This window comes from Halopseudomonas sp. (assembly GCF_041579695.1).
Classification (GTDB): Bacteria; Pseudomonadota; Gammaproteobacteria; order Pseudomonadales; family Pseudomonadaceae; genus Halopseudomonas.
This window is the reverse complement of sequence record NZ_JBFGFI010000011.1, coordinates 38,556-54,098: the sequence shown is the minus strand read 5'-3', so window position 1 is coordinate 54,098 and position 15,543 is coordinate 38,556. Positions and strand designations below refer to the sequence as shown.

At 59.8% G+C, this 15,543-nt stretch carries 16 protein-coding genes; 2 read left to right on the top strand and 14 right to left on the bottom strand.

Going from position 1 to position 15,543, the window contains the following annotated elements; all coding sequences use genetic code 11:
• Window positions 1-927, top strand: a 927-nt coding sequence (locus ABYA88_RS04535) for an AI-2E family transporter (RefSeq protein WP_373185698.1), incomplete at its 5' end; no start/stop codon positions are given.
• A gap of 29 nt (window positions 928-956) precedes the next feature.
• Here ABYA88_RS04535 and glpK read toward each other — a convergent pair.
• The 4 genes from glpK to ABYA88_RS04515 all read right to left on the bottom strand — a co-directional run bounded on the left by glpK (window position 957) and on the right by ABYA88_RS04515 (window position 4,754).
• A complete protein-coding gene (glpK, locus tag ABYA88_RS04530) occupies window positions 957-2,438 on the bottom strand; it encodes a glycerol kinase GlpK (RefSeq protein ID WP_373185697.1) in 1,482 nt (493 codons plus the stop codon).
• Window positions 2,439-2,468: 30 nt separating this feature from the next.
• Window positions 2,469-2,972: a Cys-tRNA(Pro) deacylase gene (gene ybaK, locus ABYA88_RS04525; RefSeq protein WP_373185696.1), complete on the bottom strand. Its 504-nt coding sequence runs from the start codon at window positions 2,970-2,972 to the stop codon at window positions 2,469-2,471.
• Between the two features lie 63 nt (window positions 2,973-3,035).
• The gene (locus ABYA88_RS04520; protein ID WP_373185695.1) at window positions 3,036-4,073 is read right to left on the bottom strand and encodes an NADP-dependent oxidoreductase; all 1,038 of its coding nucleotides are present in this window, start codon (window positions 4,071-4,073) and stop codon (window positions 3,036-3,038) included.
• Window positions 4,074-4,184: 111 nt separating this feature from the next.
• Window positions 4,185-4,754, bottom strand: coding sequence for a hypothetical protein (locus ABYA88_RS04515; protein ID WP_373185694.1), 570 nt, complete (start codon window positions 4,752-4,754; stop codon window positions 4,185-4,187).
• A gap of 155 nt (window positions 4,755-4,909) precedes the next feature.
• On the opposite strand from ABYA88_RS04515, the gene ABYA88_RS04510 reads away from it, so the two are divergent.
• Window positions 4,910-6,712: an ATP-binding protein gene (locus ABYA88_RS04510; protein WP_373185693.1), complete on the top strand. Its 1,803-nt coding sequence runs from the start codon at window positions 4,910-4,912 to the stop codon at window positions 6,710-6,712.
• Here the strand turns inward: ABYA88_RS04510 and ABYA88_RS04505 are convergent.
• From ABYA88_RS04505 to ABYA88_RS04460, 10 genes are all read right to left on the bottom strand, one after another.
• A complete protein-coding gene (locus tag ABYA88_RS04505) occupies window positions 6,709-7,353 on the bottom strand; it encodes a response regulator (RefSeq protein ID WP_373185692.1) in 645 nt (214 codons plus the stop codon). The genes ABYA88_RS04510 and ABYA88_RS04505 overlap by 4 nt on opposite strands.
• Window positions 7,354-7,515: 162 nt before the next feature.
• Window positions 7,516-8,061 carry an adenine phosphoribosyltransferase gene (locus ABYA88_RS04500; RefSeq protein ID WP_373185691.1) on the bottom strand — a complete coding sequence of 182 codons (546 nt, stop codon included), beginning with the start codon at window positions 8,059-8,061 and terminating at the stop codon, window positions 7,516-7,518.
• A 22-nt stretch (window positions 8,062-8,083) separates the two neighbouring features.
• Complete coding sequence (fnr, locus tag ABYA88_RS04495) at window positions 8,084-8,815, bottom strand: fumarate/nitrate reduction transcriptional regulator Fnr (protein ID WP_373185690.1); 732 nt, start codon at window positions 8,813-8,815, stop codon at window positions 8,084-8,086.
• A gap of 107 nt (window positions 8,816-8,922) precedes the next feature.
• The gene (locus ABYA88_RS04490) at window positions 8,923-9,669 is read right to left on the bottom strand and encodes a sulfite exporter TauE/SafE family protein (protein WP_373185689.1); all 747 of its coding nucleotides are present in this window, start codon (window positions 9,667-9,669) and stop codon (window positions 8,923-8,925) included.
• The gene (gene ccoS, locus ABYA88_RS04485) at window positions 9,666-9,905 is read right to left on the bottom strand and encodes a cbb3-type cytochrome oxidase assembly protein CcoS (RefSeq protein WP_373185688.1); all 240 of its coding nucleotides are present in this window, start codon (window positions 9,903-9,905) and stop codon (window positions 9,666-9,668) included. Before ccoS ends, ABYA88_RS04490 begins: the two co-directional genes overlap by 4 nt.
• Complete coding sequence (locus ABYA88_RS04480; protein WP_373185687.1) at window positions 9,902-12,352, bottom strand: heavy metal translocating P-type ATPase; 2,451 nt, start codon at window positions 12,350-12,352, stop codon at window positions 9,902-9,904. The genes ccoS and ABYA88_RS04480 overlap by 4 nt, the downstream gene beginning before the upstream one ends.
• 3 nt (window positions 12,353-12,355) lie before the next feature.
• Window positions 12,356-12,868, bottom strand: coding sequence for a FixH family protein (locus ABYA88_RS04475; RefSeq protein WP_373185686.1), 513 nt, complete (start codon window positions 12,866-12,868; stop codon window positions 12,356-12,358).
• 6 nt (window positions 12,869-12,874) lie between these two features.
• Window positions 12,875-14,287 carry a cytochrome c oxidase accessory protein CcoG gene (gene ccoG / locus ABYA88_RS04470; protein ID WP_373185685.1) on the bottom strand — a complete coding sequence of 471 codons (1,413 nt, stop codon included), beginning with the start codon at window positions 14,285-14,287 and terminating at the stop codon, window positions 12,875-12,877.
• Between the two features lie 137 nt (window positions 14,288-14,424).
• The gene (gene ccoP / locus ABYA88_RS04465; protein ID WP_373185684.1) at window positions 14,425-15,324 is read right to left on the bottom strand and encodes a cytochrome-c oxidase, cbb3-type subunit III; all 900 of its coding nucleotides are present in this window, start codon (window positions 15,322-15,324) and stop codon (window positions 14,425-14,427) included.
• Entirely contained in the window at window positions 15,321-15,542 is a 222-nt protein-coding gene (locus ABYA88_RS04460; protein ID WP_373185683.1) for a cbb3-type cytochrome oxidase subunit 3, read from the bottom strand. The genes ccoP and ABYA88_RS04460 overlap by 4 nt, the downstream gene beginning before the upstream one ends.
• Between the last annotated feature and the right edge of the window lies 1 nt (window position 15,543).

Below are 15,543 nucleotides of genomic sequence, written 5' to 3'. Positions count from 1 at the left end.
CTTCTGGCTGGCACGCTGGTGCAGGAGGGCAGGGAGCTCTACCAGCGCATCAGTTCCGGCGAGCTGGATCTGGCGAGCTATTTCGAGCAGGTGGTAAATGCATTGCCGCAGGTGCTTCAGAATGCGCTGGCGCGATTTGGCCTGACCGATTTCTCTAATGTACAGGAGCAATTTTCCCGGTTCGGCCAGGATGCAGGTCAGGTGCTGGCCAGCCGGATGTTCAGCCTGGGCCAGGGCACCTTCCAGTTCGTCATCAGCTTTTTTGTCATGTTGTACCTGTTGTTTTTCCTGCTGCGCGATGGTCCGCGCCTGGCGGAGGGGATACGCCGCACTATCCCCCTCGGAGAACCCTACAAGCAGCATTTGCTGGCGCGTTTTACTGCAGTGGTGCGGGCTACTGTCAAGGGAAATGTGCTGGTGGCGATCGTTCAGGGAACGCTGGGCGGTATCATCTTCTTGATACTGGACCTCCAGGGCGCGCTGCTTTGGGGGGCGGTAATGGTTGTGCTGTCGTTATTGCCAGCAGTTGGCGCGGGTCTGATCTGGGGGCCGGTAGCCATCTATTTCCTGGCGAGCGGGGAGTTTGTACCCGCCCTGATTCTCACCGCCTATGGTGTGATAGTCATCGGCCTGGCAGACAACCTGCTGCGTCCAATCCTGGTGGGCAGGGGCGTCAAGTTACCCGACTACGTCATCCTGATTGCCACCATCGGCGGTCTGGTGTTGTTCGGCATCAACGGTTTTGTTATCGGTCCGATGATTGCTGCCATGTTCATTTCCGCTTGGAGTCTTTTTGCTGAAGCGCGGGAGAACCAAGGTTTTGGCGACCGGAACACCACGCAGCAGGAGCCGGATGCGATCTCCAGCGAGAGGGATACAGGCGAGTTGGTGCTCACCGGCCAGAGTTCAGACAGCAGGGATGCGTAGTGCTTGACGCTGTGCCTGCTCCCTGAGAATTACTCGCGAACCCGCCGGATCGCATCCAGCCAGCCCCGGTAGAGCTCGTTGCGCTTGGCTTCGGGCATGGCGGGAGTGAAGGCGCGTTCGCACTGCCAGTGCTCGGCGATTTCATCCAGGCTCCGGTACAGACCGGTCTGAAGTCCAGCCAGGTAGGCCACGCCCAGTGCCGTGGTTTCCGTAACCTGAGGCCGGTCCACCGGTACACCGAGGATGTTGGCCAGGGCCTGGACCACCCAGTTGTTGACTACCATGCCGCCGTCTACCCTCAATGCTGCAGTGCTGTTGGCGCCGTCAGCAGTCATTGCGTCGAGCAGATCGCGGGTCTGGAAGCATACCGACTGCAGCCCGGCGGTAACGATCTCGGCAATACCGGTATCGCGGGTCAGGCCGAATATTGCGCCGCGTGCCTTCGGGTCCCAGTAGGGTGCGCCCAGGCCGGTAAAGGCGGGCACCAGAAAGACGCCGCACTGGTCGCCTGTCTGCTCTGCCATCGCTTCGGTTTCGCCAGCATGCTGGATCAGCTTAAGTCCATCGCGCAGCCACTGTATGGCCGCGCCGGCGACAAATATGCTGCCTTCCAGCGCATAGGTGGTCTTGCCCTGCAACCGGTAGCCGACCGTGGTCAGCAACCGGTTACGCGAGGCGACTGGCACCTCGCCAGTGTTCATTATCATGAAGCAGCCGGTCCCGTAGGTGCTCTTGACCATGCCCGGCTCGAAGCATGCCTGACCGATCAGTGCCGCCTGCTGATCCCCGGCGATGCCGGCGATGGGAATGCTGGCGCCAAGCAGCTCGGGGTCGGTATGGCCAAAATCCGCGGCGCAGTCCATTACTTCAGGCAACAGGCTGGCGGGGATGTCCAGCAGCGTGAGCATGTCTTCGTCCCACTGCTGGGTGTGTATATTGAACATCAGCGTGCGCGAAGCGTTAGTGGCGTCGGTGCGATGAACCTTGCCGCCGGTCAGGCGCCAGAGCAGAAAGCTGTCGACTGTACCGAAGCGCAGTTTTCCCTGTTGCGCACGCTCGCGGGCGCCTTCGACGTTGTCCAGCAGCCAGGACAGCTTGGTGCCGGAAAAGTACGGGTCGATGATCAGGCCGGTCCGCTCGGTCACCATCGGCTCGTGGCCGGCGGCCTTGAGGTCATGGCAGAAGTCGGCAGTGCGGCGGTCTTGCCAGACGATCGCGTTGTGTAGCAGCTCGCCGCTGTCGGCATCCCAAAGCAGCGTCGTTTCGCGCTGATTGGTAATACCGATCGCGCAGATATCCTGCGCATCAAGGCCGGCTTTTTGCAGCACCTGGCGACACACATCCAGGGTGCACGACCAGATCTCCTCGCCATCATGCTCGACCCAGCCATCCTGCGGGAAATACTGCCTGAATTCGGTCTGGACCACCTTCTCCGGCTGGCCCTGGGTATTGAAGATAATCGCACGACTGCTCGTGGTGCCCTGGTCGATGGCGAGGATATGCTGGGCCATGAATGCTGCGCTCCCGTTTCTGTTCGGTTGTTATGATTGTAAGGTTCTGTTGTCGGACGTGTCGGGCAGGCGGGCAATTGGCTTGATCTGTGCGCCGGTCTGCACGGCCAGAAGCTGGGGCGCGAGTTCTATCTCCAGGCCACGCCGACCACCACTGACATACAAGGTAGGCCATTGCCCGGCGCTGCTGTCTATAAAGGTGCGCAGGCGTTTCTTCTGCCCCAGAGGACTGATACCGCCGAGCAGATAGCCGGTGCTGCGCTGGGCCGCCGCGGGATCGGCCATCGCGGTTCTTTTCACCGCCGCGGCGCTGGCGAGCGCTTTCAGATCCAGCATGCCGGTAACCGGTACCACAGCAACCAGCAGCTCGCCGGATTCGCTACTGGCCAGAAGTGTCTTGAATACGCGAGCCGGATCAAGGCCGAGCTTGTCAGCCGCCTCATTGCCGTAGGATTGCGCGGCCGGGTCGTGTTCGTAACGGTGTAGCCGGTATTCGATACTGGCTTTATCCAGCGCTTTGGTCGCGGGGGTCATGGCAGATTCCTGACAGGCGTGGCTACAGAGTAATGAGTCCCTGCGCGATCGCCAAGTCCCTGCTCATCTATCGGCGATCTTCACCACCAGTTTGCCGAAATTCTTGCCCTCCAGCAGCCCCATGAACGCCTCGGGCGCGTTCTCCAGACCTACCACCTGATCTTCCTTCACCCGCACCTTGCCCTCGGCGACCCACGGGGTCATTACCTTGAGAAAATCCGGATAGTACGGGCCGTAATTGTCAAAGATGATAAAGCCCTGCATACGAATCCGCTGGCTGAGCAGCAGACGCATCAACTGTGGCATGCGATCGGGACCCTTTGGCGCCTCGGTTGCATTGTACTGGGCTATCAGGCCACAGACAGGGATCCGCGCGTGGGCGTTAAGCAGCGGCATGACGGCGTCGAACACCTTGCCGCCGACGTTCTCGAAATACACATCGATGCCGTCGGGGCAGGCGCTGGCCAGCTCATCGGCGAGAGTGTCCTTCTTGTGGTCCAGGCATTCGTCGAAACCGAGTTGCTCAACCGCGTAGGCGCACTTTTCCGGCCCGCCGGCGATACCTACCACACGGCAGCCCTTAATCTTGGCCACCTGGCCGACTACGGTGCCTACCGGTCCGGTTGCAGCTGCCACTACTACGGTTTCCCCGGCCTTGGGCTGGCCTATGTCCATCAGGCCCATATAGCCGGTGAAACCAGGCATGCCGAGCACCCCAAGGGCTAGGGAAGGGTGTTTCATGTGCCGGTCGAGCTTGAATACCATCGGCCCGGCGGACAGTGAGTAATCTTGCCAGCCAGCGGTAAAGGACATGACCAGATCGCCCTTGACGTAGCCTCCAAGGTTCGACTCCTCGACCTGACACACCGCAGCGCAGGGCATCACGCCACCTACTGGCACCGGGTCGGCATAGGATTTGGCATCGCTCATGCGTCCGCGCATGTAGGGGTCGAGCGACATCCACTGCGCGCGCAGCAGCATTTGTCCCGCTGCGGGGCGGGGTATGGAAGTCTCGACCAGCTTAAAGTTGTCCGGGCTTGGCGCGCCGACCGGGCGTGATGCTAGCAATATCTGCCGGTTGATCTTGTCTGACTGGGGCATGGATGTCTCCTGTAGGGAGTGATTCTTGGCTACAGGATGCTTGGCGGACACACCGGGGTCAACCAGCGCGCCTGCGGTTGATGGGATGCCATTGATCCGAATGGGATAGGCCTATAGCGAAACCACTGATTCGTCCTGCAAGGCGAGCTCCCAGCTACCCAGGAAATCGCTTGCGCGTGCTCCGCGGTGTGGATACATCAGTTGCCACACATGTGCCAGTTCGTCGATATTGGTGTTATCGCCGAGCTCAAGAGTCTGCTGCCGGTAGATCAGCCAGGCGATCGCGGTCGCGTAGGCCAGGTTGTAGCCTAGCTCGGCATGGGGGTCGCGTAGAAAGCAGCGCTGGCTGGCCAAACCGCGAATCAGGCTGGCCTGGTCGGCGTTGGACGCCAGGTAGTCGTCCCAGATGCTGGTATGCAGGGCGTGCGGTATACCATAGGGACCGATTCCGCCCTGTGGCCGTTTGCCGGGCGGTAGCCAGGCCATCACCAGCAGAGTGCCGAGTAGCAGGTTCTCCGCCGACCGGGACGGAACGCCGAGGTAAGTGAGAGTCGGCCGAATGACCGCCTGGCGTAAGGTGGCAGGGGGCACGAGGGCGAGTATATTGACGGTACTGACAAGGCTGGGAGCCTGATCAGCGTGGGCGATACATTCATGTGTCAGTGGGGTGCCGGCTGTCACAAATTCACCTGAATATCAGAAGCTTATCTGCAGCATAGCCGTAAAAGTACAATGCAATATATTGTTTTTAAAATGATTTAGTTCTTCATACTGTCCCTATATCGCTCGATGATATAAAAATGACACCAGGCAATCCCAGATAACGGAATACAAGCATGATCGCCGACTCGACGATTTCACCCAGTACAGCAATAGATGAGCCCGCTCTCCTGGCACAGCAGCGGCGGTTTGCGGGTCTGCGATTCAGTCAGCAGTTCGAGCCCGCTTTCCAGGCGTACCTGCATGAAAAGATGTGCCGACGGGTCTGGCTGGTGAGTGTTTCGAGCATCGGTCTTATGTTGATATTCGTCTGGATCGATTTCACTTACCTGCCAGAGTACGTCCACGACTACACGATACCGGTCCGGCTGTTCATTGTTCTGGTGGTTTTATTCTGCCTCTGGTATGCCAACCGGCCGGGCAGGGTGGCAACGCGAAGGGCGTTCCTGGTCGCCTCTATCGGTCTCGTCTGTTCTGGCTGGATGGTTGCGATGATCATCGCGGTAAGCCGCCTCGCCGAGCTCAGGGTACCGGTCACCCACGACGGTCTTTACCTGGTGCTGCTGTCGGGTTTCTTCCTGCTCGGTTTGCCGGCACGTCATGCGGTTTTTTCCTCTGTGGCGATTGTGCTCGGGTATTTGTGGGGCGAGTACATGGTAGGCAGCGAACGCACACTGATTATTGGCATTGCGCTGTTTCTGACCTGCTTCATGTTGATCGGCAGTCTGGGTGCGTACATATACGAATACATGATGCGCAGTGCCTTTCTGAACGAGCAATTGCTGGAGGGCGCGCGGGCGAGAGCCGAGCGCGAAAGCCAGGGCAAGACACGTTTTCTGGCCACGGCCAGCCATGACTTGCGTCAGCCCCTGCATGCCATGTCCCTGTTCATCCAGCATCTTGATGAGCGTATTACCGACCCGCCCGTCCGGCTCACGGTAAAACGCCTGGCCGACTCCACGCATCTGTTGCAGGCGATGCTCAACTCGCTACTGGACATGTCTCGCCTGAGCGTCGGTATGGTCAGACCGCAGCTGCGCTCGTTCAATCTCCATTCCTGGTTGCAACGAATCTTGGGAACCTTGGAGGTAAGCGCAGATGAGCGGGGTATAGCTATCGAGCTTGAATGCCCTCAGCGTCTAGCAGTAAATAGCGACCCGTTGCTTCTGGAAAGGCTGGTGCGTAACTTTATCAATAACGCTTTGTTGCATTCCGATGCCACGGTAGTGAGAGTTGAAGTGTCCGAGGTCGAGAATCGGGTGCGTCTGGCTGTAGCGGATAATGGCCAAGGCATGAACGAGACAGAGCAGAAGCAGATATTCGAGGAGTTTACCCAGCTGCGAAATCCTGCACGTACCCTGGAGAAAGGCGTCGGTCTGGGGCTGTCGATTTGCCGCCAGGTGATCCATTTGCTGGAGTATCCTTCCGGGCTGCGCTCGGCACCGGGAGAGGGCTCGAACTTCTGGATAGAGGTGCCGAGCGGAGACTGGATAGAGGATAATGTGACGCCTAGCCGGGCTTTGCAGGAAAAACTGGGTGGACGGATCGTGCTGGTGGAAAACGATGTGATCAACCAGGAGGCGATGGAAACCCTGCTGCATCAGTGGGGGTGCGAGGTGACCTGCTACAACACGGCGGAAGAGGCTCTTGAAAACATCCAGCCAAAAATGATTGATCTGCTGCTCAGTGATTACCGGCTTGAGGGCATGCACGATGGCATAGCGCTGATTCAGGAGCTGCGGGCTTCAAGGCGCTATAACGGCCCGGCGCTGCTGGTCACGGCTGACACCAGTGATGAAGTAACCGACCTGGCGCGGCTGTCTGATATCGAGGTAATCAACAAGCCGGTGCTGCCCGCGCGGCTGCGTCGGGTCATCCAGCAATTGCTGCCGGCTACGCAGCCGGAAGCGGCGGGTTAGAAGCTGACGAGGCCAAGTTTGCGTGCGGTGCTCACGCACTCGGTGCGGTTGTGGCAGCCCAGCGCGCTGAACAGGGCCTTGAGATGGGTCTTTACGGTGTCTTCCGACAGATTCAGGCGCTGGCAGATCACCTTGTTGGGCAGACCGTCGGCGAGTAGATCGAGAATTTCCAGCTGCCGCGGCGTAACGCCGACCTCCCGCGCGGAGCCCTGTCGGTCCAGCGGCTGGGTACCATTTCCAATCACGACCTGTTCACCGAACAGCAGGCGGGTCACGGCTTCGAGCAGCATGGTTCCGTCCGCAGTCTTGCTGATGAAGCCTGCGGCGCCCAGGTGCATTGCGGCATCCAGATCGCTGGGGCTATTGCTGGCGGTGAGAATGGCGACGGGCACCAGGGAATCGAGTTTTCGCAGCTTCTGGAGTAACGCAAGGCCGCTGCTGTCGGGTAGCTGCAGGTCCAGCAGCACCAGGTCGTAGGCATTGGCCAGCACCTGTCGTTCGGCCTCTGCGGCGTTATGTGCGTGGTCGAGGATGACTCCGGCGCAGAGGTTCTGCAGTGTCAGCGAGAGGCCGTCGAGGTATATCTGATGGTCATCTATCAATAACACCCGTGTGTCGGGCGGCAGGATGGGAGCAGGCATGCCAGGTTTCCTCGGCGAGTTCATGCTGGACGGTCGATCGCGAAGATCCAAGCATGTTTTTATTATTGGCGCGATAATAAGCAAACCCACTGTTGAAATCCAGCGGCAGCGCTCTGCAACCGTATGCCGGCCGGGCAAGCCACCAGCCGCTTGAGTATGTCTCTATTCGGTTTGCTCGAAGGCGCAAAGGGTGAAGGTTGGAATGTCAGCGTCCTGCATCATGCGCGAGCCGCCCAGGTCGGGCAGATCAATGATCGCTGCCGCCTCGTACACCACAGCTCCGAGCTGATGCACCAGCCTTGCCGCGGCCAGGAAGGTGCCGCCCGTGGCAATCAGGTCGTCCAGCAGCAGAACCTGTTCGCCGCCCTGGAATGCATCGCGCTGTACTTCCAACTCGGCTTTGCTGTATTCGGTGGTATAGGTGTCCTTCAAGGTGTCGCCCGGCAGCTTGCCAACCTTGCGGAACAGGATCAGCGGTTTGTTCAGCTCATAGGCGATGACTGCGCCAAGCAGAAAGCCGCGCGCGTCGATGGCGCCGATATGGGTGACCGGAGATTCCACATAACGCTGGATCAGGCTGTCGGCGACCATGCGCATTGCCCGCGGCGAGCGGTAGAGAGGGGTAATGTCGCGGAAGGTGACCCCGGCTTCTGGAAAGTCGCGCACCGGGCGCACTAGGGATTTGATGGTGTATTCGTCAAAGATCATTCAGATGTCCTGATTGGTCGATCTACTCGGAGCTGCCGCCGGCCAGGGCGCAAAGCTCGGTGTGTTCAAGGATTTCTATGTTTTTACCTTCCGCGGCGATAAGACCCTGTTGCTGGAACCGAGTGAACACGCGCGACACTGTCTCAACCGCCAGGCCCAGATAATTGCCGATCTCGTTGCGTGACATGGCCAGGCGGAAGGAGCGGGCAGAGTAGCCCCGTGCGCGGAAACGCGCAGAGAGATTTATCAACAGGGTGGCGATGCGCTCGTCCGCAGTCTTTTTCGACAGCAGCAGCATCATTTGCTGGTCTTCACGGATTTCCCGGCTCATCAGTCGCATGACCTGCTTGCGCAGCTGGGGCATGGTTGCGGTCAGGTCGTCCAGTCGCTCGAAGGGAATCTCGCATACCGATGTGGTTTCCAGGGCGACCGCGGACATCGGATATTGCTGATTGTCCATTCCAGAAAGTCCGATCATTTCGCTGGCCAGGTGAAAGCCAGTGATCTGCTCCTCGCCGCTATCGGACAGACTGAAGGTCTTTATCGCACCCGAGCGCAGCGCATAGATGGATGAGAATGGCTCGCCCTGACGGAACAGTATTTCACCCTTTTTAAGCGGGCGGCCACGTTTGACGATCTCATCCAGGCTATCCAGCTCTTCGGCCTGCAGGGCCAGGGGCAGACACATGCCGGACAGCGTGCAGTCCTTGCAGTGTGCTTCAGGCAGAGCGCGGATACGGATGGGATTGGTCATGTATATACCTGGTTTGCCAGCATGGGTTACGCAAGGTTACATGATGGCTGCGGGTTGTTCCATGTTCTGTGAGCCAAATCAGTGGGGGTGCTGTTGCGACCCAGATATCAATGATGGTGTGTGGTGCTCTGCGACTCATCCAGCGGGGCTGTGTCTGGCGCGTTATGGCCCATCAGCCAGGCCTTGTGCGGCCCGGGCAATGTCCAGATACCAAACAGGATGACCAGTAACGCAGCAGTGACGCGTACCTTGCGGTTGCGCAGAAATGCCAGCATGCGCTCGGCCATCAGCCCGGTAGCCATCAGTGTCGGCAGCGTGCCGAGGCCGAAAGTCAGCATCAGCGCCGCCGAGAGGATGCCGTTACCATGGCTGCTGGCCCAGATCAGCGTGCTGTATACCAGGCCGCAGGGCAACCAACCCCACAGGGCGCCGAGTGCCAGCGCCCGCGGCGCGCTGGTAACAGGCAGGAGTTTGCGCGCCTGCGGCTCGATATGTCGCCACAGGCCACGGCCTACCCGCTCGATGCGCGTAAGCCCTGACCACCAGTTGGCCAGGTACAGGCCCATGGCAATCATCAGCAGGCCTGCGATTGTACGTAGGATCATGCCCAGGCCCAGATCCTGGGCCAGCCAGCCAAGGCTGCCGATCAGCGCACCGGCTGTGGCATAGCTACTGATGCGGCCCAGGTTGTAGCCCAGCAGGATGCGCCACAGGGTCCAGCCCTTGCGTTGCTGCGCCGGTATGCTCATGGTCAGCGCACCCATCAGCCCGCCGCACATACCGATGCAGTGGCCGCCGCCGAGCAGCCCGAGAGCCAACGCGGTCAGAAACAGGGGTAGCAGTTCCAGGCTCAAGGTCTGGAATCCGTGTTGTCATCCGACAAGCCTGTTTCCGCGCCCTCTGGCTCACGACCTTCTTTGGCCTGTTTGCGCGCTTCCAGGTGGGCCGGGTCTTCGTCATCGAAAAGGATGCTGTGCGCGGGTCCGTCCAGATCGTCGTACTGGCCGGTATTGACGGCCCAGGTAAATACCCAGATCGCCGCAGCGACCAGCACCATGGCAATCGGAATGAGAATATAGAGTACGGTCATGCCAGGGACTCCTGCAGTCTGCGGGTGTCGGTCGCGGCGGTCGGTAACTGCTTGATTCGGGTGAGGCGCAGGGCATTGAGCACCACCAGCAGTGAGCTCGCCGACATACCGATCGCTGCCCATGCTGGGGTAACCATGCCCAGCGCAGCCAGAGGCAATATGCATGCATTGTAGGCGCTGGCCCAGAACAGGTTTTGCAACATGATACGCCGGGTTCGACGTGCCATGTCCAGCGAGCGCAACAGAACGCCCAACTGGCTGCTGAGCAGCACCGCGTCGGCACTGGTCTTGGCCAGGTCGGACGCTTCGCCCATCGCGATCGAGATGTCGGCACTTGCCAGCACCGGCACGTCGTTCACCCCGTCGCCCAGCATCAGCAGACGCGCGCCACTGGCCTGCAACTCCTGAACGAATTCAAGCTTGTCAGCGGGGCTGGCATTGCCGATTGCTTCGGGGATCCCGAGTCGTGTGGCCATTGCGTCGACCACGTGGGGATAGTCTCCCGAGAGCAGGATCACGCGTAGCCCCTGATCGCGCAGAGTGCTGATCAGCTGAGCCGCATCATGGCGTACCCGATCATTCAGCACGAACCAGGCCAGCGGGCCTTTGGCGCCGCCAAGCAGCAGCCACTGCCCGGGTTCGTCGGGTAGCGCTGGCGCTGGCAGGTGGCTGATTTCGGCAACGTAATCAGGCTTGCCGATACGCAGTCGCTGGCCGTTGCATTGCCCTTCGAGACCGCGACCCGGATGGCTGACAACTGACTCCGCCTGGCCGGTGGTGCGCCCGAATGCCCTGGCAATGGGGTGCTCCGAGCGCGCCTCGAGCATTCTCGCCAGCTCGAGTGCCCGGTCGCCATCCTGACCAGAGAAGGGTTCGATGCGCTCCAGTGTCATGCGCCCTTCAGTCAGCGTGCCAGTCTTGTCCAGTACCACGGTATTGATTCGGGTCAGGCCTTCAAGAACGTGGCCGCGGGTAATCAGCAGGCCGAGCTTCTGCAGGCTGCCGGTGGCTGTCGTCAAAGCGGTCGGCGTGGCCAGCGAAAGGGCGCAGGGACAGGTAGCGACAAGCATCGCCAGTACTATCCAGAACGCGGTTTCACCATTGGCATACCACCACCACAGGCAGCCGACTATCACCGCCGCGCTGAGCACGGTCATCAGGAAGTACTGGGCCACCTGGTCCGCCAGGCGGCCCAGGCGCGGCTTGTCCGACTGGGCGCGCTCGAGCAGCTGGACTATGGCTGACAATCGGGTTTTCTCTCCGACCGCGTCAACACGGATGCGCAAGGGACTTTCGACATTCAAGGTGCCGGCGGTGACGCTGTCGCCCTGGCGCTTGGCCAACGGCATGTATTCGCCGGAGAGGGCCGACTCATCGATGCTGCTGATGCCGTCAACGATTATCCCGTCGGCCGGAATGCTGTCGCCGGGGCGCACCTCGAGCAGGTCGCCGGGGCGCACCTCGTCGAGCATGATGCGCTCGGGCTGGCCGGCATCATCAATGCGCACGGCGCTGGGCGGCAGCAGGCTCACCAGTCGTGCGGTGCTTTCCACCGTGCGTTGGCGGGCCCGACGCTCCAGATAGCGTCCGGCCAGCAGGAAGAATGCAAACATGGTGACCGAGTCGAAATAGATCTCGCCGGTATTGGTTACCGTGGCCCAGATGCCCGCCAGATAGGCGCCGCCGATGGCCAGCGAGACGGACACATCCATACTCAGCCGGCGATTGTTCAGATCACGCCATGCGCCCTGGAAGAAGGGTACGCAGCTATAGAAGACCACCGGGGTAGTCATCAGTAGGCTTACCCAGCGCAGGATGATTGCCATGTCCTCGGTCAGGTCCTGGTTGAATTCTTCATACAGGGCCATGGTTGCCATCATTACCTGCATGAACATCAGTCCGGCCAGGCCCAGCCGACGCAGATAGCGGCGATTCTCCGCGGCAATCTGTTCGCTGGCCTTGTCCGGTTCCCAGGGCTGAGCGGCATAGCCGATACGCTTGATCTCGGCGAGCAGGGTTGAGAGGCGGGTCTGCAGGGGGTCCCAGCTGAGACTCAGGCGGTGATTGCCCAGATTCAGTGTGGCCTGGGTGACGCCCGGCAGCTGGACCAGGCGCTTCTCGATCAGCCAGCCGCAGGCGGCGCAGCTGATGCCGTCGATCAGCAGACGTATCTGCTGCTGGTCGCCTTGTGTTTCGGTATAACGTGCCTGCACGTCCGGCCGATCGAGCAGCTCGAGCTCCTCCTGCAGTACCTGCGGTAGAGCCTGCGGATTGGCTGATCGGTCGGTGCGGTGACGGTAATAGGAGTCCAGTCCCCCAGCCACAATCGCTTCGGCTACCGCCAGACAGCCCGGGCAGCACATCGCCCGGGTTTGCCCAAGGATGCTGCAGTGCCAGTCGGAGCGAGCGGGGACGGGTTCACCGCAGTGGTAGCAGGGTTCGGCCATGGATCATTTAGAGTCGAGCTGGTAGGTGCGGTCGCTCGCCAGGAACACCTCGTCGGTCAGTCGCCAGCCGGCTTCATCAGGGCGTTCCGGATCGCTAAGATCAACGTAGTGACGGCCTTCTATTCGCTCGGCCATCTGGCCCGCGTATTCGTTCTCCGCTACCCGGTTGAGCATGATGACCTTGTCCCGGTCGGCATGGGAGGGCGAAATAAGATCTAGACGCAGGGTCGAGGGGAGCGCGGGCAGATCGCCGGCCAGTTTCAGGCTGATCTCGCCGGTCAGGTCGTCGATCTCGAAAGTGGCGCCTAGAGCCAGGTCGCGCGCCATCTGATCACGCCCCAGATGCATATTGATCGCGCGGCCTTCCTTGTAATAGTTGTCGCGTACCATGCTGTCCTGGTAGACGATGGAAATGAACAGCAGTCCGAGCCCGATCACGACGGCAAACACCAGAATGCCGATCAGAAACCAGGGCCAGAACTGTTTGTACCACGGGGCGATATCGTTATCTTGCATTGAGCATTACCTGAGTCTGGGGCCCATGAAGCGGCTTTCCGCTTCGGCTGATATGTCGCTATCATCGAGCGCTTTAATGCTGAACTCGATTGGAATATTGGTACCTTCCATGTACTGCGGATCAAGCTGAACATTGACCGGCAATTGCAGATGCTCGTTGGCCCGCACCGTCAAACGGTTTGCCGGGAGATCCATCTGCAGTTGCGGATGCCCCTCGACGTTCAGCTCGAAGCTGCGTTCCTGCTGGTCCTTGTTGAAGATCCTGACAATGTAAACATTCTCTATATTGCCCCCATTGGCCTCGCGAAACAGCACGTTGCGGTCCCGCTGCACGTCCAGCGAAACCTTGGAGAGGCTGGTTACAGTAACCGCGAAGAGACCAATCATTATTGCCAGCAGGGCACCGTAGCCAAGCAGGCGAGGGCGTAACATGTGGGTTTTCTCGCCGCTGAGATTGTGCTCGGTGGTGTAGCTGATCAGCCCGCGGGGGTATTCCATCTTGTCCATGATCTCGTCGCAGGCATCAACACAGGCGGCGCAGCCTATGCACTCGTACTGCAGACCATCACGGATGTCGATACCGGTCGGACACACCTGAACGCACATGGTGCAGTCGATGCAGTCGCCCAGGCCCACTTCCGCTGGCTCGACGCCTTTCTTGCGTGGTCCACGTGCCTCGCCCCGTCTGGGGTCATAGGCGATGATCAGAGTGTCCTTGTCGAACATCACGCTCTGGAACCGGCCGTAGGGGCACATATAGAAGCACACCTGCTCGCGCAGCCAGCCGGCGTTGATGTAGGTCGCCATCGTGAAGAAAAATACCCAGAACAGCGTCCAGCCGCCAATATCCAGGGTAAATGTATCTGGGATCAGCTCGCGGATCGGGGTGAAGTAGCCGACGAACGTCAGTGCCGTAACCAGCGACACGGTCAGCCAGATTGTATGCTTGGCCGTCCTGCGAGCCAGCTTGTTGGCGTCCATCGGCGCCTTGTCCAGCTTGATCCGTGCGTTGCGTTCGCCCTCGGTGACCTTTTCGGCCCACATGAAAATCCACGTCCACACGGTCTGTGGACAGGTATAACCGCACCATACGCGGCCAGCAAAGACGGTGATGAAGAACAGGCCGAAGGCGCAGATGATCAGCAGGAAGGAGAGCAGGAAGAAATCCTCGGGCTGAAAGGTCGACCCGAAGACGTGAAACTGTCGTGCGGGCAGGTCGAACAGTACTGCCTGACGATCGCCCCATTGCAACCAGGCTGTGCCGAAGTAGAGCAAGAACAGAAAGCCCACTCCAAGCAGGCGGATATTGCGGAACAGGCCCTTATAGGAACGCGGGTGAATCTTCTCGCGCTTGGCATACAGCTCAATAGTCTGAGCATCGCCCGGGGTGACATTCTTGACGGGGATCTTTTCGCTCATGGGAATCTGTCCTGGTCTGTGCAGGAGGGGCCCGGCCAAGTATTCCGGCCGGGACTGGTCTTTCTCAGCCACTCAAGAATAGAGCGGCTGGGTAGATTACGCCATGCGACAGGGCGTCGCGGCAGGCGCCAGGACTGTTATTGCTCGGCCTCGGTGTCCCGCTGGGAAAGGCTATAGACATAGGCCGTCAGCATGTGGATCTTGTCCTCACCCAGATGCGCCTGGGAGGGCATGTTGCCGTTGCGGCCGTAACGCAGGGTCTGTTGCACCTGCAGCATGCTGGAGCCATACAGCCACACGTCATCGGTCAAATTAGGTGAGCCAATCAGCTCGTTACCCTTGCCTTCCGGACCGTGGCAGGCCACGCAGTTGGTGTTGAACACCTGCGCACCCAGCGTGGTATCTACGCCCTCGGTTTCCAGTCCGGCGATCTGGCGCACATAGGCAGCGGTGCTGCGTACACCCTCATCGCCGATAATAGCCAGCCAGGCGGGCATGGCAGCCTGACGACCCTGGTTCAGGGTGGTCTTGATCTGTTCCGGCTTGCCGCCCCATATCCAATCGTTGTCGGTGAGGTTCGGAAAGCCGAATGCACCGCGGGCGTCCGAGCCGTGGCAGACCGAGCAGTTGATCGCATAAAGGCGCTGACCGATACGCAGGGCATCCGGGTCCTTTGCCACTTCTTCCACGCTCATGTCCGCGAAATTGGCGAAAATAGGCGCGAACTGTTCCCGAGCGTCTGCCACCTCTTCTTCGTACTGCCTTTCCTGCGTCCAGCCGAGTATGCCAGGAAACTTGCCCAGGCCAGGGTAGAGGATCAGATAGATCACGCTGAACACAATAGTCGCCAGAAACAGCATGAACCACCAGCGTGGCAGCGGGTTGTCATACTCTTCAATGCCGTCGAACGAATGACCAACGGTTTCCTCTGTTTCTTCCGGCCGCTGGCCCTTGCGTGTGGCGAAAAGCAGCCACAGCGTCAGACCCAGCATGATCAGGGTGAGGACAATGATGTATCCGCTCCAGAAATTACTCATTGCTTGCTACTCCTAGTGTCGTTCTGCTCACTGGGCTTCTTTTCGTTTTCGTTTTCGTTTTCAGGCATTTTGGCTTCTTCAGGCTCGTCGGCGAAGGGCAGCTGCGCCGCCTCCTCGAAGTCCTTTTTCTTGTAGGAGCTGTAGGCCCATACGGTGACACCGATGAATGCCAGCATCGCAAGGATCGTGGCTATTCCGCGCAAGGTGTTGATATCCATG